This is a genomic window from Desulfomicrobium escambiense DSM 10707 (assembly GCF_000428825.1).
Lineage (GTDB): Bacteria > Desulfobacterota > Desulfovibrionia > Desulfovibrionales > Desulfomicrobiaceae > Desulfomicrobium > Desulfomicrobium escambiense.
On record NZ_AUAR01000008.1, the window covers coordinates 105,338 to 124,499 of the forward strand.

The window sequence follows — 19,162 nt, forward strand, 5'->3', positions numbered from 1 at the left end:
GAAGCGCAATGTTCGCGCATTGATCGGGAATCCGCCAAGGAACCAGGCCCAGCCTGCCGCATCTTCCACGCGTCATTCCCGCGAAGGCGGGCTTGTGCCCGCCAGGGTAAATCCATGCTTTTCAACCCCGGCACTTCAAAAAATCCGCCTACAAATACCCATACCCCACCGGACATTCGTCCTGACTCTTCTCCAGGACCGCGTTGACCAGCCTGTCGTAGAGCGCCAGCGCCCCTTCGTAGCCGACGTGCAGGATGCGCTGGCCGCCGAAGCGGTCGTGGATGGGGAAGCCCACGCGGATGAGCGGGATGTTCTTCGCCCGGGCCAGCTTGTAGCCCTTGCTGTGGCCCACCAGCAGGTCGGGGTTCAACTCGGCGGCCTCGTCCTCGATGTCCTTGAAGTCCGCGTCGTCGCGGATGACCGGCATGGTCTGGCAGACCTCGGCCAACGCGTTCGTCACGGCGGCCTTGAACCGGTCGCTTTTGGCGCCCGTGGCCACCAGGACCGGCTGCACGCCGATCTCGCCCAGGAAGGAGCACAGGGCGACGACGAAGTCCTCCTCGCCGTAGACCACCGCCCGCTTCCCGAAAATGTACTTGTGCCCGTCAACCATGGCGTCGAGCAGGCGGCCGCGGTCGAAGGCGTCCTTGGCCGGCATGTCGCAGGACGCGAACTCGGCCAACACGTCCATGAACTGGTCCGTCGCCCGCAGGCCGATGGGCATGGCGGTCCGCCGCGCCGGCACGCCGAACTTGCGCTCCAGCACCCCGGCGGCGGACTCGGGCAGGCCGCCCGACATGCCGAACTCCACCGTCCCGGCAGCGCCGCCCATGGCCCGTATCTCGGCCACGGGGGTGCCACCGTCGGGCAGGGAGTGGTAGTCGTCCCAGATCACGCCATCCATGGTCTCGGACAGGTCGGGCAGCATGGTGAAGCGCACGCACGCCCGCTCGCCCAGGGCTTTGAGGAAGCGGTAGTCGGCCGGCGAGAGGAAGCCGGGCAGCAGGTTCACCCCGCCATGGGCCCTGCCCTTGTCCTTGACCACCTGATCGGCCAGGGAGCGCACGGCGGCGTGCCAGCCCTCCATGTGCGTGCCCGAGTAGCTCGGTGTGGACACGTGGACCAGTTCGGGCAGGGACAGGTCGGAGAACTCCTCGCGGAACTCGTTCAGGTAGCGCCCCACGTCGTCGCCGATGGTCTCGGTCAGGCAGGTCGTGGCCACGCCGACCAGGGACACGTCGTACTTGCGCATGACGTTCAAAATGCCCTTCTTCAGGTTCGGCCCGCCGCCGTAGACCGCGCTCTTCTCGCCCAGGGCCGAGGAGGCGATGTCCACGGGTTCGCGGTAGTGGCTGATGATGTAGCGGCGCATGTAGGTCGCGCAGCCCTGGGAGCCGTGCAGGAAGGGGACGGCGTTCTCGATGCCCTTGAAGACCAGGGCCGCGCCCATGGGCGTGCACATCTTGCAGGCGTTGGTGGTGGATACGTAGTTCTCAGCCATTGACGGCCTCCTTGGCGGCGCAGGCCGCGCGGGCGGGGGATCGGCGGGGCATGAACCTCCAGACCGGGCTCATGACCGAGGCGTGGATCTCCCTGGCGAAATTGTACATGCCGACGAACCCTTCCAGGGCGATCTTGCGCTCGTGGTTGTGGTCGCAGAAGCCCACGCCCAGCTTGTAGGCGATGGGGCGCTCCTTGACGCCGCCGACAAAGACGTCGACGTCCTTCTCCTTGATGAACTGGGCCAGCTCCAGGGGGTTGGCGTCATCGACGATGATGGTGCCGGGGTCGGAAATCTCGGCCAGTTCCTTGTAGTCCTCCTCGGTTCCCGTCTGGGAGCCCACGACCACGACCCGCATCCCCAGGTGCCGGAAGGCCTTGATCAGCGAAAAGGCCTTGAAGGACCCGCCGACGTACATGGCGACCTTCTTGCCTTCCAGGTCCGTTCTGAGCTCGGCCAGCTTGGGCATGAGATCCGAAAGCTCCGCGCGGACGAGTTCCACGGTCCTGGACTTGATGGACGGGTCATGCCCGGCGAAAAAGTCGGCCACCTTGTACAGGGATTCGGCCATGTCCTCCACGCCGAGGTAGGATACCCGGTGGAAGGGCGTGCCGTATTTTTCCTGCATCATCTTGGCGAGTTCCATGGTCGCCCCGGAGCACTGCACGAGATTCAGCGCCGCGCCGTGGCAGCGCCGGATGTCGTCCACGCGGCCGTCGCCCGTGACGTTGGCCACGACTTCCACGCCCATCTTGCGGAAATATTCGCGCACGATCCATGTCTCGCCCGCCAGGTTGAAGTCGCCCAGGATGTTCACGCTCATGGGGGAGATGCCCGCCGTGTCGCCCGTGCCGACCAGCCGGAACATGGCCTTGCAGGCCGCGGTGTAACCTTCGCGCTTGTTGCCCTTGAAGCCCTCGCTCATGACCGGCAGGACCGGGATGCCCGTGTCGGCCGAGACGCGGCGGCAGACGGCCTCCATGTCGTCGCCGATGAGGCCGACGATGCAGGTCGAGTAGACGAAGGCCGCCTTGGGGCTGTGCAGTTGGATCAGTTCGCGAAGGCTTGCTTCGAGCTTCTTCTCGCCGCCGAAAATGACGTCCATCTCCTGCAGGTCCGTGGAGAAGCTCAGGCGGTGCAGCTGCGGGCCGGAGGAGATGGCGCCGCGGATGTCCCAGGTGTAGGTGGCGCAGCCGATGGGGCCGTGCACGAGGTGCAGGGCGTCGGCTATGGGATAGAGCACCACCCGCGAACCGCAGAACACGCAGGCCCGCTGGCTGACCGCGCCGGCAAGGCTCGGGCGGTTGCAGGCCATGGCGAAGGGCTCTTCGCCGATGCGGTGGACCTGGCTTTTTCGTTCATCGAGTATGGTCTGGTTCATGGAGTGCTCCTTGGTGTGCGGCCGTCGATCGGTGCGTGATGCGCAGGCAGACGAGCTGCGTGCCGCAAAAACCGTGTTTGCCATAAAATTCAGTTGCTTTTGTGTTATTTTTGTCAGCCAGAAGCTGCACGCGGGTCATCCCCTGTTCCCCGGCCCAGGCCAGGGCGGCGTGGAGCAACCGGGAACCGATGCCCCGACCCCGACGCTCTTCGGCAACCACCAGATCCTCCATGAGACCCACCGTACCGCCCTCGGCCGTGGAGATCACAGTCTGGATGGAAACCATGCCCACCACCGCTCCATCCTCATCGGCGACCAGAAGGCAGGCTCCCGCACGAAGGAGAAGCGACAGCCCGCGCATCTGCGCCTGCTCGTCGGCCGCGAAGTCGGCTTCAATGGCAAAGAGATGCCCGAGCAGGCCGGTCATGGCCGCAATGTCTTCAGCCTGGGCGTGTCGGATGGTGATGGGCATGAGCGTCTCCGCACGGGCAAAGGTTACGCGATCAGGTATTCGGGACAGGCCTCGCCCGCCTCGATGCCGTCCAGGATGGCGTCGATGGCTTCCTCGCTGCTGACGCCGCCGAACCACCAGTTGTCGGGCTGGACGACCATGATCGGCCCCTTCTCGCACAGCTTCATGCAGCCCGTGGCCGTGATCAGGATATCCAGCCCCCGGGCCAGGATCTCCTCCTCCAGGTACTGCAGGAAGCCGTCGGTCTGCTTGAAGCACACGCCCTTGGGGTCGCCGCCGACGCGAAAGCTCTGACACACCAGAATCTGTCTCTCAGGAATGGCCATTTCTCTCTCCAATATATTGAAATGTTTTTACTCTATTCCGCCGTAGAGCTGCCGCACGAGGCTCTGCACGTAGCCTTCGGCCTCGATGACCGTCAGCCCTCGCGCTGCCAGGAGTTCCAGCGGCTTGCGCCCCACCCCCGCCACCAGCAGGTACGTGCAGTCCGAAAGGATCTCGGCCACGCCCTCCCAGCGGGCGTCGCCGGAGCCGGGCTGGGGTGCGGGGCGTGTGCCGATCAGGCCGACCACGCCATCGTCGCTGCCGTAGATCCGGAATTCCCGGGCATGTCCGAGGTGGGTGTCCACGATGGAGCCCGAGCTGCTGGCGACGGCCACCATCGGACGTTTTCCTTGAGGGGGTGCGCAGGTCATGGTCGGCTCCTTGGGTGGCGGCGGGAAAGCCCCGCCGCCAGGCAATCAGTAGACGAGTTCGAACTTCTCTTCGGTTTCGTCGCGGTCCGTACGGGTCAGGATCAGGTCCAGGATCCTGGTCAGCATGTGCAGCCCGCCCTTGTACCCGACCGTCGGGAAGTACTGGTGGCCGACGCGGTCGAGGATGGGGAAGCCGAAGCGCAGGAAGGGGATGTCCTCGTCGCGGGCGATGTACTTGCAGTAGGTGTTGCCGATCAGCAGATCCACGGGCTCATTCTTGATCCACTGATGCAGCAGGAACATGTCCCCGCCGGCCTTGACGTTGGCCTTGTATCCGGCCTCGGCCGTGATCTCGTCGATGCGCTTCTCGAACTTGGACCCCGGCGTGCCGGTGACGATGTGCATGGGCTTCATGTCCAGGGAAACCAGGAATTCGGTCAGGGCGATAACCTGATCGGGGTCGCCGACCAGAGCCACCTTCTTGCCGTAGAAGTACTGGTGCATGTCGGAGATGAGGTCCACGAGCTGGCCGCGCTCGAAGGCGACCGACTCGGGCACGCTCACACCGCCGACCTTGCGCAGGGTGTCGATGAAGCGGTCCGTGGCCTTGAGCCCGAAAGGCATGTCCAGGACCGAGCACGGCACCTTGCACTGCGTGTCGAGCCAGCGCGCGGCGTCGGCCGAGCACCACTCGCCCAGGGCCAGGGTGCCGATAGCGTCGCCCGCGGCCACGAGGTCGGAGATGGGGGTGCCGCCTTCGGGGAACATCTTGTACTCGCCCGTCAGCGCGCCGTTCAGGACGCCGGAGGTATCGGGGAAGAGGATGATGTCCAGGCCCATGAGGGCGGCCAGGCGCTTGACCTCTTCCATGTCCGAGGGCTCGACCCAGCCGGGGATGATGTTCACGCGGCCGTTCTTCTTGCCCGTGGCGACGGCGAAGCCCTTGGCCATGCCCTTGACCATGTTGGAGAAGCCCGTGACGTGGGAGCCGACGTAGCTCGGGGTGTTGGCGTAGATGACGTGCTTGCCGGCCGGGACCTTGCCGGCCTTCTTGGCCTTGTCGGTCATCTGCGGCAGGTCGTCGCCGATGGTCTCGGACAGGCAGGTGGTGTGCACGGCGATGACGTCGGGCTCGTAGACCGTGAAGATGTTCTCGATGGCGGTCTGCAGGTTGGCGCCGCCGCCGAAGACCGAGGCGCCCTCGGTGAAGGAGCTGGTAGCCGCCGAGACGGGCTCCTTGTAATGCCGGGTCAGGGCGCTGCGGTGGTAGGCGCAGCAGCCCTGGGAGCCGTGGGAGTGCGGCAGGCAGCCGTGGATGCCGAGCGCCGCGTACATGGCCCCGATGGGCTGGCAGGTCTTGGCCGGGTTGATGGTCAAGGCGCTGCGGTCCTTTATTTCGGTGGGGGTGTGTCGAAGTAGCATATCATTTCCTCATTATTCCGGTTTCAGATCAAAGATCCTCTCAAGGAGGCGCGGAGGATGCGACGCAGGCGTACTCTTACGGTACGTCGAGGAGCAGCCGACAAAGCCGACGCAGAGAGGGCTTTGATATGGAATCGGGCTTATTCCCAGACGTAGGTGGCTGAAAGTTCCGGGTTTTCCTGCCAGGGCGCCTTCATGTAGCCCCAGACCCTGCTGTTCACGAGGCGGTCGATCTCCTTGTAGAAGTTCACCGCGCCCTGGAAGCCCGCATAGGGCCCGCCGGAATCGTAGCTGTGCAGCTGCTTCATGGGCACGCCCAGCTTCTGGATGGAGAACTTCTCCTTGATGCCCGCGCAGAAGATGTCGGGCCTTACGATTTCGACCAGCTTTTCGGCCTCGTACTGGTTCAGGTCGTCGACGATGAGGGTCTGGTGCTCCATGTCAGGGATCAGGCCGTCGTAATGCTTGAACTTGAACCCGGCCGCTTCCAGCTTGGCCATCTCCTCGGAGCTCTTGCGCGGGGCGTAGCGCTTCTCGTCGGCCTCGACGTGGATTTCCTCGATGTTGCGGCTGTCGGCGTCGACCTTCAGGTCCGGGATGACCTGACGGCCTTCGTAGTCGTCGCGGTGGGCGAACTCGTAGCCGGCGGCCAGGGTCTTCATGCCCATCTCGGCGAAGAGGTCCTGATAGTGGTGGGCGCGGGAGCCGCCGACGAAGAGCATGGCCTTCTTGCCTTCGGTGCGCGGGCGGACGTCGGCGATGACCTCCTCGACGGCGGGCATCTCCTCGGCGATGACCTCCTCAACGCGCGCGGTCAGTTCGGGGTCGGCAAAGTATTCCGCAATCTTGCGCAGTGACTTGGCCGTGGACTTGGCGCCGATGAAGTTGACCTTGATCCACGGGATGCCGAACTTGGTCTCGAGCATGTCGGCCACGTAGTTGATGGAGCGGTGGCACATGACGGCGGACAGGTCGGCCTTGTGGGCCGAGGCGAACTGGTCGTAGGTCGAGTTGCCGGAGAAGGTGGCGATGTTGGTGATGCCGCACTTCTTCAGGATGCGGTCGATCTCGAACCCGTCGCCGCCGATGTTGTATTCGCCCAGGAGGTTGATCTTGAACTTGCCGGGCTTCTCGGCGTCGTTCTCGCCCACGACCTCGCTGAAGATCTTGTTGTTGGCGATGTGGTGGCCGGCGGACTGGCTGACGCCCTTGTAGCCTTCGCAGCTGAAGGCGAAGACGTTGCAGTCCCCGAACTTGGCCTTCATCTTGCGGGCCACGGCGTGGATGTCGTCGCCGATGAGGCCCACGGGACAGGTCGCGAAAACCGCGATGGCCTTGGGGTGGAAGAGGTCGTAGGCTTCCTGGATGGCCGCCTCCAGCTTCTTCTCGCCGCCGAAGATGATGTCCTGGTCCTGCATGTCCGTGGAAAAGCAGTAGGGCATGAAGTTCTCGTCGCCCTCGCCCGACGCGTCGGTCTGGTTGCGGCGGGTCAGCCAGGAGTAGAAGCCGCAGCCGATGGGGCCGTGGGTGATGTTGACGATGTCGCGGGTGGGCCCGAGGATGACGCCCTTGCAGCCGGCGTAGGTGCAGCCGCGCATGGTGATGATGCCGGGGATGGTGCGCACGTTGGCCGATATTTCAGGCGTCTCGTTGCCGAGAGCCTCGTTGACGAGGATCTGGGAGGCGCGCTTCCTGGCCACCTTGGGCGGATACTTGGCGAGCATTTCCGCCTTCACGTCCGTCGGCGTCCAGTTGACGAGCTTTTTCGCAGTCGATGCCATGGTGTTCTCCTTATCTGTCCCGATTTCATTCGAAATCGGGTCTATTCGATGGACTTGGCGCCCTTTTCTCCGGTTCTGACCCGCACCGCGTCGATCATGGGCAGGACGAAGATCTTGCCGTCGCCGGGCTGGCCGGTCTTGTTGGTGTCGGTGATGACCCTGACCACCTCGGGCACCAGGTCGTCGGTGACCACCACGGTCAGCATGCGCTTGGGGTAGAGCTTGCCCTTTTCGCCGAGCACGGCCACGGCCTCCTCGATCCCCTTCTTGGCCCCCTCAAGGGGCTTCAGGTCCACCAAGCCCTTGCCGCGGCCGTAGGCCTCGTGGGCGAAGAAGGCGACCACGCCCGCGTCCTGCAGGGCCTTCTTGGTCTTGTTCATCATGTTCATGCGGATGACCGCGATCACTTCTTTCATGGCTAGGCTCCTGTCGGGGCGCTGTCGCAGATGCCGGAGCTGATGGTGTAGACGTCGCCCACTTCGCTGACGAAGATCTTGCCGTCGCCGAAGGCGCCCTTGGCGCCGCTGCGGGCGGCCTTCATGATCACGCTGATGACGAAGTCCTTGTCCTCGGCCTTGACCACGCTCATGAGCATGGTCTTGGGGATCTCGTCGTAGGTCACTTCGCCGATCTTGATGCCGCGCTGCTTGCCGCGACCGGCCACGGAATACTTGGTCACCGCCGGGAAACCCGCATCCATGAGGGCGGCGAGGACGTCGTCGGACTTTTCGGGGCGTACGATTGCTCTGACCATGATCATATGCTTTCTCTCCATAAAAATTATTAATTTCGGACAGTTGGATTCATCTTCAGCGTGCCGACGACCTAGACGGCTTCAAGGAGACCGTAATCCATCAGGAGCTGCTCCAGTTCCTCGATTTCCAGAGGCTTCGGCACGACGAACATCTGGTTCTGGTCGATGGCCCGGGCCAGGTTGCGGTAGTGGTCGGCCTGGGGGGCTTCGGGCTTCCACTCGATGACGGTCATGCGGTTGATCTCGGCGCGCTGCACGTCGTTGTCGCGGGGCACGAAGTAGATCATCTGGGTGCCGATCTTCTTGGCCAGTTCCTCGATCATCTCGCGCTCGTTATCGACGTTGCGGGAGTTGCAGATCAGGCCGCCCAGGCGCACGCCGCCGGACTCGGCGTACTTCATGATGCCCTTGCAGATGTTGTTGGCCGCATACATGGCCATCATCTCGCCGGAGCAGACGATGTAGATCTCCTCGGCCTTGCCGTCGCGGATGGGCATGGCGAACCCGCCGCAGACCACGTCGCCCAGGACGTCGTAGAAGGCGTAGTCCAGGCCTTCGGACTCATGGTATGCGCCCAGGGATTCAAGCATGTTGATGGAGGTGATGATGCCGCGGCCGGCGCAACCGACGCCCGGTTCGGGCCCGCCGGACTCGACGCACCAGGTGCCGCTGAAGCCGCCCTTGCGGATGTCGGCCAGTTCAACGTCCTCGCCTTCGTCACGCAGGGTGTCGAGAACCGACTTCTGGGCCAGGCCGCCCAGCAGCAGGCGCGTGGAGTCGGCCTTGGGGTCGCAGCCCACGACCATGACCTTCTTGCCCATCTCGGCCAGGCCGGCGACGGTGTTCTGCGTGGTGGTGGACTTGCCGATGCCGCCCTTTCCGTAAATCGCGATCTTCCTCATGACGTGTGCTCCTTTATGTGAGAGTTGTGGTGTGCTTGGTGTGCCGTACCTGGAGCAGCCTAGGGCAACGGCCGTGCCAAAACCCCACAATCGAAGCAACTGCTTGAAAAAACACATATTTCAGACATTGCCCGGCAATTTCAGACAACTTCGATCTACACTGCCTACAAAGACAAAAGTGTAGCCGCGGACACTTCCGTCCGTTGCGACGCAGGTGCCTGTGACATGATGTCGTTCAATGTTTCCGACATGTTGTGCTTGATCCACGATTGGCATCGACCGTGCACAGGGAGAGGCAAACACGGGAGGTAGCATGCTGATCGACACGACACTGAGGGAAGGGGCGCAAATGTTCGGGAACTATGTCCCGCAATCCGTGCGCATAGAGATGGCCAGCCGCATCGCGGCCATGGGCGTGGAGGAAATCGAGGTGGGCTGGGTCGGCCAGGAAGGACTGGGACAGCTGGTGGGAGCCCTGCGCGCCCAGGGCGTGACCGCGGACCTGAGCGTCTGGTCCCCGTGCCGCCCCGTGGACGTCTACCGGGCCGCAGGACTGGGCATAGACACCATCAACATCGGCCTGCCCGTCTCGGACCTGCATATCGCCGAGCGCCTGCGCACGGACCGCGAAGGACTGACGCGAATGCTCCGGGAGACCGTGGGCCTGGCCCACTCCTGCGGCATCCGGCGCATCAGCGTCGGTCTGGAGGACGTGACCCGCGCGGACCAGGACTTCGCCCTGGCCATGGCCCGCACGGCCAAGGGACTGGGCGCGGCGCGCATCCGCCTGGCCGACACCCTGGGCGTCATGACGCCCCTGCGCATCGCCGAGCTGGTGCGCTTCTTCGTCGGCGGCGTGGACATGGAAATCGCCATCCACTGCCACAACGACTTCGGCATGGCCACGGCCAACGCCGTCACGGCCCTGGAGTCCGGAGCCCACTGGGCGGATGTTTCGGTGCTGGGTATCGGCGAGCGCTCGGGCATCTCGGCCCTGGAGGAGGTGGCGGCCCACCTGCGCCTCGTGCAGCGCTACGAGATCTACGACATGAACGCCGTGCGCGGCCTGTGCGACCTGGTGGCCGAACACGCGCGCATCCCCGTGGCCCGCAACCGCCCCGTGGCCGGGAAGGACATCTTCGCGGCCGAGTCGGGGCTGCACGTGGACGGCATTTTAAAGAACCCGGACATCTTCGAGCCTTACGACCCCAGCCACACGGGCGCCAACCGCGTCCTGGACCTGGGAGCCAAGGCCGGGCGCGGGGCCGTCGGGACCATGCTCCGGCAGATGGGCCTCAATAAGCCCTTGCATTCCATCGGCGGCCTGGTGAACGCCATCCGCGAGAAGGCCGGACACGCAGGACGCCCCCTGCGGGCCGAGGAACTGCGGGCCCTGGCCGCGAGCCGGGAATGCCTGGACAGCGGGAGTTGCTGACGCGGTTCCGGCGAAGAATCCAAACAGACCTCCAAGGCTTGACCTGAAACCGTATCTTGGGCCATGATTTTGCGCATTGCTTGTCCAGACCCAATCTTTTCAGGAGGCTGCATCATGGTCCATCACAAATGGTATTTCGACCCCCGGCTCTGCTGGGCGGTTCTGTTCTCCTACTTCTTCCTCGCCCTGATCCCCACCGACGCGGCGGCCTTCCTGGCTCAGAGCCGACTATCCACGGGTCAGTCCATTGAGCAGCGGACGGCCGACATCGCGTCCATCAAGACCGCCCTGGAGCAGAAGGTCGTGGCCCAGCGCCTGGCCGACTACGGCCTGACCCCCGAAGAGGTGGGAGCCAAGCTCGGGTCCCTGAGCGACGACCAGCTCCACCAGCTGGCCAGCCTCTCGGACGACGTGGGCGGCGGCGTGATCGGAGTGGTCATCGGCGTGCTGCTGATCGTCCTTCTGGTGGTGCTCATCCTCAAGATCAGCGACAGACGCATTGTCGTCCAATAACCTTTGCCGGGCCACGTATCTGGCCCTGCTTCTGCTCTGCGCGGGATGCGGGCTCGGCTCCGCATTCCGCGCAGCCTCGTTCGCGGCACCGGAAGCCGTGCGCCTCGACGTGCCGTTCGTGCAGCAGACCGGCAGGACGGACTGCGGCCCGGCGGCCCTGGCTTCGGTCCTGGCCTTCCGCGGACGGCACATCCCCCTGGACGAAGTCACGAGGCGCGTCCACACCCCGGCCATGCAGCGCACCCTGCTGCCCGACATGGAGAACTACGCGCGCTCCCTGGGCTTCTCGACGCGCTCGGGCAGCGGCGACACGGCCGTCCTGCGGGAGGCCGTGAACGCCGGCTCCCCGGTCATCGTCCTGGCGAACATGGGCGGCCCCTTTTTCAGCCAGGGCCACTACCTCGTGGTCTACGGCCACGACGAGAGGGGTTTCCTGCTGCACGCCGGGACACGGGGCAGCCTCTACGTCCGCGACGACGAACTGTTGCAGGGCTGGAACCGCATGAACAGACTGTACCTCGTGGTGGAGTGACCCGTGAACATCGCCGTGCGCGCCATCCTTTTCCTGACCCTGCTCCTGGCCGGCTGCGCGACGCCCAGAATCGTCGTGCTCTCGGACCCCCTCGACGCCAGGGAACGCAACGACCTCGGCGCGTCCTACGAATCGGCCGGGGAACTGGACCTGGCCCTGCAGGCCTACGCCGAAGCCGCCGACAAGGACCCCTCCTGGGACCAGCCGCTCATCAACCTCGGCAACGTCCACGCGGCCCGGGGCCAGTGGCCCGAGGCCGAGGGAGCCTACCGCAAGGCCCTCCGGCGCAACAACGCCAACCCCGAGGCCATGAACAACCTGGCCTACAGCCTGGCGCGACAACGCCGAACGGCCGAGGCCCTGGAATGGTCCGGCACGGCCCTGGCCCTGGACTCCGGCAACCCCCTCTTCATGAGCACACGGGCCCTGGCCCTGCTGCAAAGCGGACGGCGCGACGAAGCCGTCGCCCTTCTCGACCAGGCCCTGTCCGCCCTGCCCTCGGGCGACCCGCTGCGGCAGGAAGCCGCCGCCCTGCGGGATCGCGCCCTGCGGGCTGCCCCCGGTCAGAACGTCGACATGTGGCCCTGAATCGATGTATCCTCCCCGAAGATTCCACACGGCAGCCTGACGCCCCCTTTCCCCGGGGCGCAGCCGCCGAGCACGGCCGTCACCGCCTTCAAACATCTACACAGAGCGTACACCCATGCGCCAGAACCTCCCCGCCCCCTTTTACGACATCCTCGGCGCGCGCGTCCTCAGGCTTCAGGACCGGCTCGCCGACCTGGCCGAGAACGACCCGCGGCGCGAGGTGCTCATCGCCATCCTGACGGAACTCGATGAACTCAAGCGCGACCTCGTCGATGCCGGCTTCGGCGACGACTGAGCGCAACCCGAGCGCGGCGTCCGGAACGTCCTTTCAGCTACCCCTCCACCACCAACGGCAGCGGCAGAAGCCAGCCCGGCCGAACAGAACGACAACCGCCAAAGTTGTCTAGACCACTCGCTCCGGAATTGTCTTTTTCCCAACACAATCCCATCACAGACGTTTCCTAGTGAAGACAAAACGCGAAGAAACGCCATGATACAGATCAAGCAGCTGACCAAGACCTTCAGGAACACCAAAGGCCTCGACAACGTGAACGCGGAGATCGGAAGCGGCGAAATGGTCGCCCTCATCGGCTCTTCCGGCTCGGGCAAGTCGACCCTCATGCGCCACATCTCGGGCCGGATGTGCTGCGACCCGGGGACTTCGAAGGCGACTATCTCCTGCCCGGCCTGGTCGAAATCCACACCGACAACATCGAAAACACTTCCTGCCCCGCTCCGGCGTGCGTTGGCCCACAAGCCTCACCGCCATCATGGCCCACGACGCGCACATGGCCGCCGCCGGCGTGACCACGGTCCTCGACGCCGTCAGCGCCGGCGAGTTCAGCGCCAAGCGCATGCGCCGCGAAATCTTCGCCGCCACGCTGGAAGCCCTCGCGCAGGCCCTGGCCACCGTCACTGCCAACCCGGCCCGCGCCCTGGGCCTGTTCGACCGCGGCGAACTCGTCCATGGCAAACGCGCCGACCTCTTGCGCGTGCGCATGGTGGACGACGTGCCCGTGGTTGTCGCAGTATGGCGTCAAGGGCGGAAGGTGATGTGACGGGGGATTGGGATGGAGAGGAGGAATGCCTCCGGGGTGCAGGGGGCACGCCCCCTGCACCCCGATCATAGGGGGGACGATGCGGCGTGATACGGGTGAGGTGAGCGTGTTCGATGCGCGGTATGGCGTGTATTTTGCGCCGGGTGCGGGGTCTGGGCTGGAGCGCGTCTGCGCTTCGGTTCTCGGGCGTTGCGCCCGGACGGGAAAGGAGTTGGCGCAGCCCGTGCTTCCGGGCGTGGAGCCGCGGCGAAGCCGTCAGTTCGGCCAACCGCCGCGGCTCCACGGCCTCCATGGCACCCTCAAGCCACCCATCTTCCTGGCCGAAGGAATGACGGAGGCCGGTCTGCTGGACGCCGTGGCCCTGCTGGCCACGGGCAGGCCCGCCTTCGAGCTTCCGCGCCTACGCCTGGAAAGCCTCGGTTCCTTCCTGGCCCTGACTCCCTCGGCCCCCTGCCCTGAACTGGACGCCCTGGCCCGGGCCTGCGTCACGGAACTGGACCCCTTCCGGCGTCCGCCTTCGGCAGAGGAACTGGCCCGCCGCCGCGCCGGGGGACTGACAGCCGGCCAGGACCGGCTGCTGGAACGCTGGGGCTACCCCCATGTGCTGGAGGAGTTCAGGTTCCACCTGACCCTGACGGACAAAATCCACGATCCCGATGAACGGCGCACGGTCCAATCAGGGTTGGGGGCCCTGCTCGAAACCGTCGTTCAAAGCCCTGTCCACGTGGATGAAATCAACGTCTTCAGACAGCCGGCCCCGAATGCCCCGTTCGCGATGCTGGCCGCCCTGCCCCTCGCGCCGCGACCCTAATCTTCCATATTCCTGCAGACCGCCCGCCGGATTTCGACCAAAAAAAAGCCCGTCAGGGACGGGCTTTCAGAGTGCTTTTTGCAGAGGCTTAGTAGCGGCTGCGGCTCTCGCGGGGCTGAGCTTCGTTGACCTTCAGGTTGCGTCCCTGAAAATCGGTGCCGTTCAGAGCCTGGATGGCCTTGCGAGCGCCGTCTTCGTCCATTTCGACGAAACCGAAACCGCGCGAACGGCCGGTATCACGATCTTCGATCACGTTCGCGGAAGTGACCTGACCATACTGGGAAAACATGGCGTTAAGATCGGAATTGGAGGTCGACCAGGACAGATTACCAACATAGATGTTCTTAGACAAAAGAATAACTCCAGAGAAAAAAAAGGAATAAAATGCTTCAATTTCGATGAAAACAGATATCATCAAAAATTCAGATTCATCTTTCAAGTCACAAAGAATGAAAACACGAAATCCTGCGAAGCCAGAGACAAATATGGGTGTGAATAGACATTGTCAATAAATAATATGAATTTATTTTTGCGATAATCTTATATTTATATTCAATCATCTTTATTTTATCATTTAAATGAATATAAATTCCTCGTAAAAAATTTCCGAATCATCATTACGTAGACACCGTCCCCTTTCACGAGTCGTTTTCATCCGTGTTTCTCCACGAACGCTTCAGCGCTCATCTCCCGAAAGTCCCGCATCGCCGCCGCCAGCCTGGCGTGTTCCCAATCCCACCAGGCCAAGACGAGGAGGTTTTCCCGCAACTCGGTCGGGAAGCGGTATTTGATGACCCTGGCCGGGACGCCGGCGACAATGGCGTAGTCCGGGACGTCCTTGGTGACCACGGCTCCCGAGGCGACCACCGCGCCCGTGCCTTCGGTCACGCCGGGCATGACGAGGGCGCCGTGGCCGATCCAGACGTCGTGGCCGAGGGTGACGGGATGTTCCCTGCGCCAGGCGAAGAAGGCGTCGTCGTCGGGCCCCAGGCCGAACGTGGCGCTTCTGTAGGTGAAGTGGTGCTGGGTGGCGCGCCGGGTCGGGTGGTTGCTCGGGTTCAGGCGGGCGTGGTTGGCAACGGAGCAGAATTTGCCGACGGCCGTGTACATGGCGTGGCAGCGGTCGCAGAAGTATGAGTAGTCCCCGATGGTCGAGGAGATGATCTCGGTCTGCTCGCCGAACTCGGTCCAGGCGCCGAGGCTGCTGTCGGTGACCACCGCCGAGGGGTGGATGGTCGGTTCCGGTGAAAGCACTGTCATTCCCTTCTGTCGTCAAGTGTTTCAAGGATGAGGTCGGCCAGGGCCCGGCCGCGCTCCGCCAGCGGGCCGGAGTTGTCGAAGCGCACGAGTCCCGGGACTTCCGGGACGATCATCCGGGCCCGGTCGAGGCGGCGCTCCATCTCCGTCCCATCCTCGCGCCCCCTGCCTCCGAGGCGCCGGCGCAACTCGTCCTCGGGCACGCTGACGAGCACGGGCAGCAGGTCCGGGTACGCCCGCAACGCCGCAGGCAGCGCTTCGCGAGAACCGTTGAGCACAACCGTCAGCCCCCTCCCCAGCCAGAGATCGATTTCCCGTCCGACACCGTAGGCGAAGCCGTGGCTTTCCCAGGAAAGGGCGAAGAGCCCCCTGGCCAGCCGCAGCCCGAACTCCGCCCGCGACAGGGCCACATGGTTCTCACCGCCCGCGTCGGCGGGCCGGGAGATGTAGCGGTGGGCGAAGCCCACTGGCGCACCGGCCGGCAACAACATGCGCGCCGCGGACATGAGGCTGTCCTTGCCGGCCCCCGAGGGGCCCATGATGTAGATCAGACGAGCCATGGATAACCTCCGTGACACAGGAAACGCTTCGCCCCCCTGCACCCCGGAGGCCTCTCTTCTCTCCCCCTCTAATACACCCTCACCCCATCCCGCCAGACCCGGCGCACGACCGGCAGGTCGCGGTCGACGTGGACGCGGACGAGGTCGGCCTTGAGTCCGGGCTCGATGCGTCCGCGGTCGGACAGGCCCAGGGCGCGGACGGGGTTGGCGGTGACGAGGGCCACGGCGTCCCAGAGGGGCAGGGAGACGTCGGCGTGCAGGATCCAGGCGGCGTGCAGGAGGCTCGCGGGCACGTAGTCCGAGGACAGACCGCCCAGGAACCCGGCGGCGGCGACCTCGCGCACGGAGACGTTGCCTGAGTGGGAGCCGCCACGCACGACGTTGGGCGAGCCCATGAGGGTCAGCAGGCCGAGTTCGCAGGCGCGGCGGGCGGCGTCCATGGTGGTCGGGAACTCGCTGATGGCCATTCCCTGGGAATGGGCCCAGACCACGTGGTCGGAGGTGGCGTCGTCGTGGCTGGCGGCGGGCACGCCGCGTTCACGGCACCTGGCCAGGATGTCCGCGGCGTGGGGTCCGGCGAAACGGGCCTGGGCATCACGCATGCGGACCATTTCGGTTTCGAACTCCTCGTCGGTCCACTGCCGGTCCTTGCTGTAGTAGGTGCGGTAGGCGCCGAGATCTGCGAACTGCCGCTGCCCGGGGGTGTGGTCCATGAGGGAGACGAGGTGGACTTCGTCCATGTCGAGGAAGGGCTCGAAGAGCCGCGGCAGATCGGGGTCGGAGATTTCGCAGCGCACGTGCCGGAGGTGGTCGGCGCGCAGGTGCCCGGCGGGCCGCAGGTCGCGCAGGGCGTCGAGGGCCAGGGTCAGCATGGTCCGGCGGTCGCTCTTTTCGTAGTACTGGCCGCAGGACAGGGCGTCGTGGACGGTGGTGATGCCGGCGGCCACGAGCTGTGCGTCGTGGGCCAGCAGGGCCGCGCGGGCCGAGGGCCAGAGGGCGCCGGGGCGCGGCAGGAGCTGCTTTTCGAGGTTGTCGGTGTGCAGTTCGACGAGGCCGGGGACGATGAAGTCCCCTTCCATGTCCAGGGTGCCTGGGCGGAGATGCGCCGGCGCATGTGCATGCCGGAGGTGTCCACGGGTTGGCTGTGGCCGAAGCGCGGCAAGGTCGTGCGGTAGGCGCGCAGGAGGAAGGCGGCCTCCACGAGGTCGCCGCGGGCCTGCTTGACGGCCAGGGCGACGCAGTCCTCGTCGTAGAGGGACCCTTCGCTCATGGCCCTGTCCACGGACAGGGAGAGCTGTTCGCGGATCTGGTCCAGGTACAGTTCTGGCACGGCCGGGTCGCCCCGCCGCTCTCGGGCCAGCAGCGAGTGGGCTTCGGCGATGGCCTTTTCTCCGCCTTTGACGGCAACGTACATGATCAACCCTCCATGGTGACGGTGCGAGGCAGGCCGACGACGGCTTCGGGTCCGACGAGGATCACGTCCACGCCGCAGGGGAAAAGTCCGGCGTTGGCCCGCCATTGCTCGGCGAAACCCTCGGGCAGCCAGTGCAGGGGCAGTTCGCCGCGGCCGTCGATGCCGGGACCCTTAATGTTAGGCTCCCGTGGGACGGAGCCGGCATGGCCGAGGTTTGCAGACCAGAGCAGCACCGTGGACGAGCGTTCCGGGAATTCGGACGTCCCGGGCGCGAAGGCGCGGAGCGCGGGCATGTCCTTCGGTTCCAGGACCACGGCGAAAGCGGCCTCATGCGGTGCGGACGCCTGCGGGCTGCCGCAATGGAAACGCACGAAGCGAAGCGCCTCGGGTCTGGCGGCCGTAGGGTCGAGTCAGATAGGCGTATCCATGTCTCACAGGGTCAGGACCAGTGTGGCCATGGTCCCGGACCATCCCTGCGGCCCTTGGGCCGCGACCGGCATGGAGACTGTCCGGCCGGGGTTGGCCATGGCCTGCAGCACAGCGCGGAAGGTGCTCTGGCTTTCGAAGACGGGCCGGGAGAAACCGGCGGGGATAGGCTGCAGCATCAGTCCTCCCCTCGCACGAGCGTGAAGAAATCGACCTTGCTGGGCCACACCTCGCCGGTCCGGCGGGCCAGATGCTCGCTGCGGTCGCGCAGCAGCGGTTCGATCAGGGTGACGCCGATCTCTTCCGAACGGTGAGGAATCTGCATGAGCGCGTCGAACAGCGCCGCCAGCTTGGCGTGTTCAGGCCTGATCCCAGCGATCCAGGCATGGCCCATGATGCCGCCGGTCAGGCCGACGGTGCACCGCGTGACCGTCATCTCTCCGAGATTGAAGCGCCGACCTGTGTTGCCCGCCCTGGCCCGGACCATGACCAGACCCGTCTCGGGCCCACGGATGACGCGGTATTCGGGCGCTGAGGCCAGCCCTTCCCAGGCTTCCCGCAGCCTGGTTCCGTCGGACAGGGCAGGGCGCCCATCCACTGCCTGCGTCGCGATTCGGTTGTTGACATGAAAGAAACTCCACAATAGGAAAATTTGTCTAGATGTCTATGTATTTTTGACAAGCACTTTATGGCATCGGATTGTGACAGCTTACATTCGGGGAGGCGGCGATGGAGTTACAGCGCAGAAGCGGCGTAGCCTTGTGGAGGCAGATTCAGGACTGGCTGGAATACCGGATCAAGGAAGGAGAACTGAAGCCCGGAAGCAGGCTTCCCACTGAGCAGGAGCTGGCCGCGCAGTTCGGGGTCAACCGCCACACGGTGCGCAGGGCCCTGTCCCTGCTCACCGAAAAGGACCTCGTGCGCACGGAACAGGGTAGCGGGAGCTTCGTGCGCGAACAGCTCATCGACTACGCCGTGGGGACGCGCACGCGCTTCCACGAGAACCTCTTGCGGCAGGAGCGCAAGCCGCGCGGCGAGCTCATCTCGTCCAGCGTCATCCCGGCCACGACCGTGGTGGCGCGGGCCCTGGAGCTGGAAAAGGGTGATCCGGTCCTGGTTCTCGAAACCCTCGGCGAAGCCGACGGAGTGCGCATCTGCCTGGCCAGCGCGCACTTTCCGCAGTCCCGCTTCCCCGGCCTCGACGACCTGTACCGCCAGACGGGCTCGGTCACGCAGGCCCTGCGCCACTTCGGCGTCAAGGACTACCGCCGCAGGCGGACGCAGATCTCCGGGCGGCTGCCCACGGCCCGAGAGGCCCGCATTCTGGCCCAGCCCCGGACCCGCCCCATCCTGGTCACGGAGAGCGTCAACGTCGACACCCGCGACTGGCCCATCGAATACTGCGAATCCCGCTTCTGCGCCGACCGGGTGCAGTTCGTCATCGAGACCTGATAGCACTGGCACGGGTCATGTCATAACCGACAGAATGCAGTGCGGTCGCTCCGTGAAGCATGGAGCGTCGCAACCCCAGCCTTACGGCCGCTTCGATACTTGAGGCTCGCCAACACCAATCCAAGATACTCAATGAACACTGTCACCAGCTGAATACACATCAAGACTGACTACAAAATGGTACACACCGATGAGCGCATTGAGACTC

23 protein-coding genes and 2 pseudogenes are annotated in these 19,162 nt (G+C 64.8%); 8 read left to right on the plus strand and 17 right to left on the minus strand.

The features are described 5' to 3' along the window. Positions 1-148 precede the first annotated feature (148 nt). The 10 genes from G394_RS0109120 to nifH all read right to left on the minus strand — a co-directional run bounded on the left by G394_RS0109120 (position 149) and on the right by nifH (position 8,908). Complete coding sequence (locus G394_RS0109120) at positions 149-1,501, minus strand: nitrogenase component 1 (RefSeq protein ID WP_028577394.1); 1,353 nt, start codon at positions 1,499-1,501, stop codon at positions 149-151. Beyond that, a complete protein-coding gene (nifE, locus tag G394_RS0109125; protein WP_028577395.1) occupies positions 1,494-2,882 on the minus strand; it encodes a nitrogenase iron-molybdenum cofactor biosynthesis protein NifE in 1,389 nt (462 codons plus the stop codon). The genes G394_RS0109120 and nifE overlap by 8 nt, the downstream gene beginning before the upstream one ends. Continuing rightward, a complete protein-coding gene (locus G394_RS18655; RefSeq protein ID WP_084435498.1) occupies positions 2,860-3,354 on the minus strand; it encodes a GNAT family N-acetyltransferase in 495 nt (164 codons plus the stop codon). Before G394_RS18655 ends, nifE begins: the two co-directional genes overlap by 23 nt. A 23-nt stretch (positions 3,355-3,377) precedes the next feature. After that, positions 3,378-3,680, minus strand: a complete 303-nt coding sequence (locus G394_RS0109135; RefSeq protein ID WP_028577396.1) for a (2Fe-2S) ferredoxin domain-containing protein — start codon at positions 3,678-3,680, stop codon at positions 3,378-3,380. A 27-nt stretch (positions 3,681-3,707) separates the two neighbouring features. Continuing rightward, a complete protein-coding gene (locus G394_RS0109140) occupies positions 3,708-4,049 on the minus strand; it encodes a NifB/NifX family molybdenum-iron cluster-binding protein (protein ID WP_084435500.1) in 342 nt (113 codons plus the stop codon). A 45-nt stretch (positions 4,050-4,094) separates the two neighbouring features. Further along, positions 4,095-5,471, minus strand: a complete 1,377-nt coding sequence (nifK, locus tag G394_RS0109145) for a nitrogenase molybdenum-iron protein subunit beta (protein ID WP_028577398.1) — start codon at positions 5,469-5,471, stop codon at positions 4,095-4,097. A 140-nt stretch (positions 5,472-5,611) separates the two neighbouring features. Beyond that, the gene (gene nifD, locus G394_RS0109150) at positions 5,612-7,252 is read right to left on the minus strand and encodes a nitrogenase molybdenum-iron protein alpha chain (RefSeq protein WP_028577399.1); all 1,641 of its coding nucleotides are present in this window, start codon (positions 7,250-7,252) and stop codon (positions 5,612-5,614) included. A gap of 41 nt (positions 7,253-7,293) precedes the next feature. Continuing rightward, positions 7,294-7,668, minus strand: coding sequence for a P-II family nitrogen regulator (locus tag G394_RS0109155; RefSeq protein ID WP_028577400.1), 375 nt, complete (start codon positions 7,666-7,668; stop codon positions 7,294-7,296). A gap of 2 nt (positions 7,669-7,670) precedes the next feature. Further along, the gene (locus tag G394_RS0109160; RefSeq protein WP_028577401.1) at positions 7,671-8,012 is read right to left on the minus strand and encodes a P-II family nitrogen regulator; all 342 of its coding nucleotides are present in this window, start codon (positions 8,010-8,012) and stop codon (positions 7,671-7,673) included. A gap of 65 nt (positions 8,013-8,077) precedes the next feature. Further along, positions 8,078-8,908, minus strand: a complete 831-nt coding sequence (gene nifH, locus G394_RS0109165) for a nitrogenase iron protein (RefSeq protein ID WP_028577402.1) — start codon at positions 8,906-8,908, stop codon at positions 8,078-8,080. Positions 8,909-9,221: 313 nt separating this feature from the next. Between nifH and G394_RS18660 the strand changes: the two genes are divergently transcribed. The 7 genes from G394_RS18660 to G394_RS0109200 all read left to right on the plus strand — a co-directional run bounded on the left by G394_RS18660 (position 9,222) and on the right by G394_RS0109200 (position 13,845). Continuing rightward, complete coding sequence (locus G394_RS18660; RefSeq protein WP_043775274.1) at positions 9,222-10,343, plus strand: LeuA family protein; 1,122 nt, start codon at positions 9,222-9,224, stop codon at positions 10,341-10,343. Between the two features lie 114 nt (positions 10,344-10,457). Continuing rightward, positions 10,458-10,856, plus strand: a complete 399-nt coding sequence (locus tag G394_RS0109175; protein ID WP_028577403.1) for a PA2779 family protein — start codon at positions 10,458-10,460, stop codon at positions 10,854-10,856. Then, the gene (locus G394_RS0109180; RefSeq protein ID WP_084435502.1) at positions 10,843-11,388 is read left to right on the plus strand and encodes a cysteine peptidase family C39 domain-containing protein; all 546 of its coding nucleotides are present in this window, start codon (positions 10,843-10,845) and stop codon (positions 11,386-11,388) included. The genes G394_RS0109175 and G394_RS0109180 overlap by 14 nt, the downstream gene beginning before the upstream one ends. A gap of 3 nt (positions 11,389-11,391) precedes the next feature. Continuing rightward, complete coding sequence (locus G394_RS18665; protein WP_043775277.1) at positions 11,392-11,976, plus strand: tetratricopeptide repeat protein; 585 nt, start codon at positions 11,392-11,394, stop codon at positions 11,974-11,976. 115 nt (positions 11,977-12,091) lie between these two features. Then, a complete protein-coding gene (locus G394_RS0109190) occupies positions 12,092-12,271 on the plus strand; it encodes a hypothetical protein (protein WP_028577405.1) in 180 nt (59 codons plus the stop codon). A 445-nt stretch (positions 12,272-12,716) separates the two neighbouring features. After that, positions 12,717-13,034, plus strand: coding sequence for an amidohydrolase family protein (locus tag G394_RS21185; protein WP_245578302.1), 318 nt, complete (start codon positions 12,717-12,719; stop codon positions 13,032-13,034). A gap of 79 nt (positions 13,035-13,113) precedes the next feature. Continuing rightward, complete coding sequence (locus tag G394_RS0109200; protein WP_169725548.1) at positions 13,114-13,845, plus strand: DUF1045 domain-containing protein; 732 nt, start codon at positions 13,114-13,116, stop codon at positions 13,843-13,845. 88 nt (positions 13,846-13,933) lie between these two features. Here G394_RS0109200 and G394_RS0109205 read toward each other — a convergent pair whose 3' ends face one another. The 7 genes and pseudogenes from G394_RS0109205 to phnG form a co-directional block, all read right to left on the minus strand. After that, positions 13,934-14,197 (minus strand): RNA recognition motif domain-containing protein, encoded by a 264-nt coding sequence (locus G394_RS0109205; RefSeq protein ID WP_028577408.1) that lies wholly within the window; start codon positions 14,195-14,197, stop codon positions 13,934-13,936. Positions 14,198-14,496: 299 nt separating this feature from the next. Continuing rightward, positions 14,497-15,105 carry an LbetaH domain-containing protein gene (locus tag G394_RS0109210; protein ID WP_028577409.1) on the minus strand — a complete coding sequence of 203 codons (609 nt, stop codon included), beginning with the start codon at positions 15,103-15,105 and terminating at the stop codon, positions 14,497-14,499. Beyond that, positions 15,102-15,662 carry a phosphonate metabolism protein/1,5-bisphosphokinase (PRPP-forming) PhnN gene (gene phnN, locus G394_RS0109215; protein WP_028577410.1) on the minus strand — a complete coding sequence of 187 codons (561 nt, stop codon included), beginning with the start codon at positions 15,660-15,662 and terminating at the stop codon, positions 15,102-15,104. The genes G394_RS0109210 and phnN overlap by 4 nt, the downstream gene beginning before the upstream one ends. Positions 15,663-15,730: 68 nt before the next feature. Continuing rightward, a complete protein-coding gene (locus tag G394_RS18670; protein WP_084435505.1) occupies positions 15,731-16,741 on the minus strand; it encodes an alpha-D-ribose 1-methylphosphonate 5-triphosphate diphosphatase in 1,011 nt (336 codons plus the stop codon). A 14-nt stretch (positions 16,742-16,755) separates the two neighbouring features. Further along, positions 16,756-17,076 (minus strand): annotated as a pseudogene (locus tag G394_RS20755) (carbon-phosphorus lyase complex subunit PhnI); the annotation flags it as partial. A 2-nt stretch (positions 17,077-17,078) separates the two neighbouring features. Continuing rightward, a pseudogene (phnH, locus tag G394_RS20180) lies at positions 17,079-17,681 on the minus strand (phosphonate C-P lyase system protein PhnH). Further along, positions 17,681-18,100, minus strand: a complete 420-nt coding sequence (gene phnG / locus G394_RS18680; RefSeq protein ID WP_051307086.1) for a phosphonate C-P lyase system protein PhnG — start codon at positions 18,098-18,100, stop codon at positions 17,681-17,683. Before phnG ends, phnH begins: the two are co-directional and overlap by 1 nt. A gap of 131 nt (positions 18,101-18,231) precedes the next feature. On the opposite strand from phnG, the gene phnF reads away from it, so the two are divergent. Further along, on the plus strand, positions 18,232-18,954 hold the full coding sequence (gene phnF, locus G394_RS0109240) for a phosphonate metabolism transcriptional regulator PhnF (protein ID WP_028577411.1): 723 nt from the start codon (positions 18,232-18,234) through the stop codon (positions 18,952-18,954). The last annotated feature ends 208 nt before the right edge of the window (positions 18,955-19,162 follow it).

What these genes read in the sequence shown, in the direction of transcription:
- G394_RS0109120 (WP_028577394.1), bottom strand. Translation starts at nt 1,501, where the DNA reads ATGGCTGAGAACTACGTATCCACCACCAACGCCTGCAAGATGTGCACG.
- nifE (WP_028577395.1), bottom strand. Translation starts at nt 2,882, where the DNA reads ATGAACCAGACCATACTCGATGAACGAAAAAGCCAGGTCCACCGCATC.
- G394_RS18655 (WP_084435498.1), bottom strand. Translation starts at nt 3,354, where the DNA reads ATGCCCATCACCATCCGACACGCCCAGGCTGAAGACATTGCGGCCATG.
- G394_RS0109135 (WP_028577396.1), bottom strand. Translation starts at nt 3,680, where the DNA reads ATGGCCATTCCTGAGAGACAGATTCTGGTGTGTCAGAGCTTTCGCGTC.
- G394_RS0109140 (WP_084435500.1), bottom strand. Translation starts at nt 4,049, where the DNA reads ATGACCTGCGCACCCCCTCAAGGAAAACGTCCGATGGTGGCCGTCGCC.
- nifK (WP_028577398.1), bottom strand. Translation starts at nt 5,471, where the DNA reads ATGCTACTTCGACACACCCCCACCGAAATAAAGGACCGCAGCGCCTTG.
- nifD (WP_028577399.1), bottom strand. Translation starts at nt 7,252, where the DNA reads ATGGCATCGACTGCGAAAAAGCTCGTCAACTGGACGCCGACGGACGTG.
- G394_RS0109155 (WP_028577400.1), bottom strand. Translation starts at nt 7,668, where the DNA reads ATGAAAGAAGTGATCGCGGTCATCCGCATGAACATGATGAACAAGACC.
- G394_RS0109160 (WP_028577401.1), bottom strand. Translation starts at nt 8,012, where the DNA reads ATGATCATGGTCAGAGCAATCGTACGCCCCGAAAAGTCCGACGACGTC.
- nifH (WP_028577402.1), bottom strand. Translation starts at nt 8,908, where the DNA reads ATGAGGAAGATCGCGATTTACGGAAAGGGCGGCATCGGCAAGTCCACC.
- G394_RS18660 (WP_043775274.1), top strand. Translation starts at nt 9,222, where the DNA reads ATGCTGATCGACACGACACTGAGGGAAGGGGCGCAAATGTTCGGGAAC.
- G394_RS0109175 (WP_028577403.1), top strand. Translation starts at nt 10,458, where the DNA reads ATGGTCCATCACAAATGGTATTTCGACCCCCGGCTCTGCTGGGCGGTT.
- G394_RS0109190 (WP_028577405.1), top strand. Translation starts at nt 12,092, where the DNA reads ATGCGCCAGAACCTCCCCGCCCCCTTTTACGACATCCTCGGCGCGCGC.
- G394_RS0109200 (WP_169725548.1), top strand. Translation starts at nt 13,114, where the DNA reads ATGCGGCGTGATACGGGTGAGGTGAGCGTGTTCGATGCGCGGTATGGC.
- G394_RS0109210 (WP_028577409.1), bottom strand. Translation starts at nt 15,105, where the DNA reads ATGACAGTGCTTTCACCGGAACCGACCATCCACCCCTCGGCGGTGGTC.
- phnN (WP_028577410.1), bottom strand. Translation starts at nt 15,662, where the DNA reads ATGGCTCGTCTGATCTACATCATGGGCCCCTCGGGGGCCGGCAAGGAC.
- G394_RS18670 (WP_084435505.1), bottom strand. Translation starts at nt 16,741, where the DNA reads ATGGAAGGGGACTTCATCGTCCCCGGCCTCGTCGAACTGCACACCGAC.
- phnF (WP_028577411.1), top strand. Translation starts at nt 18,232, where the DNA reads ATGGAGTTACAGCGCAGAAGCGGCGTAGCCTTGTGGAGGCAGATTCAG.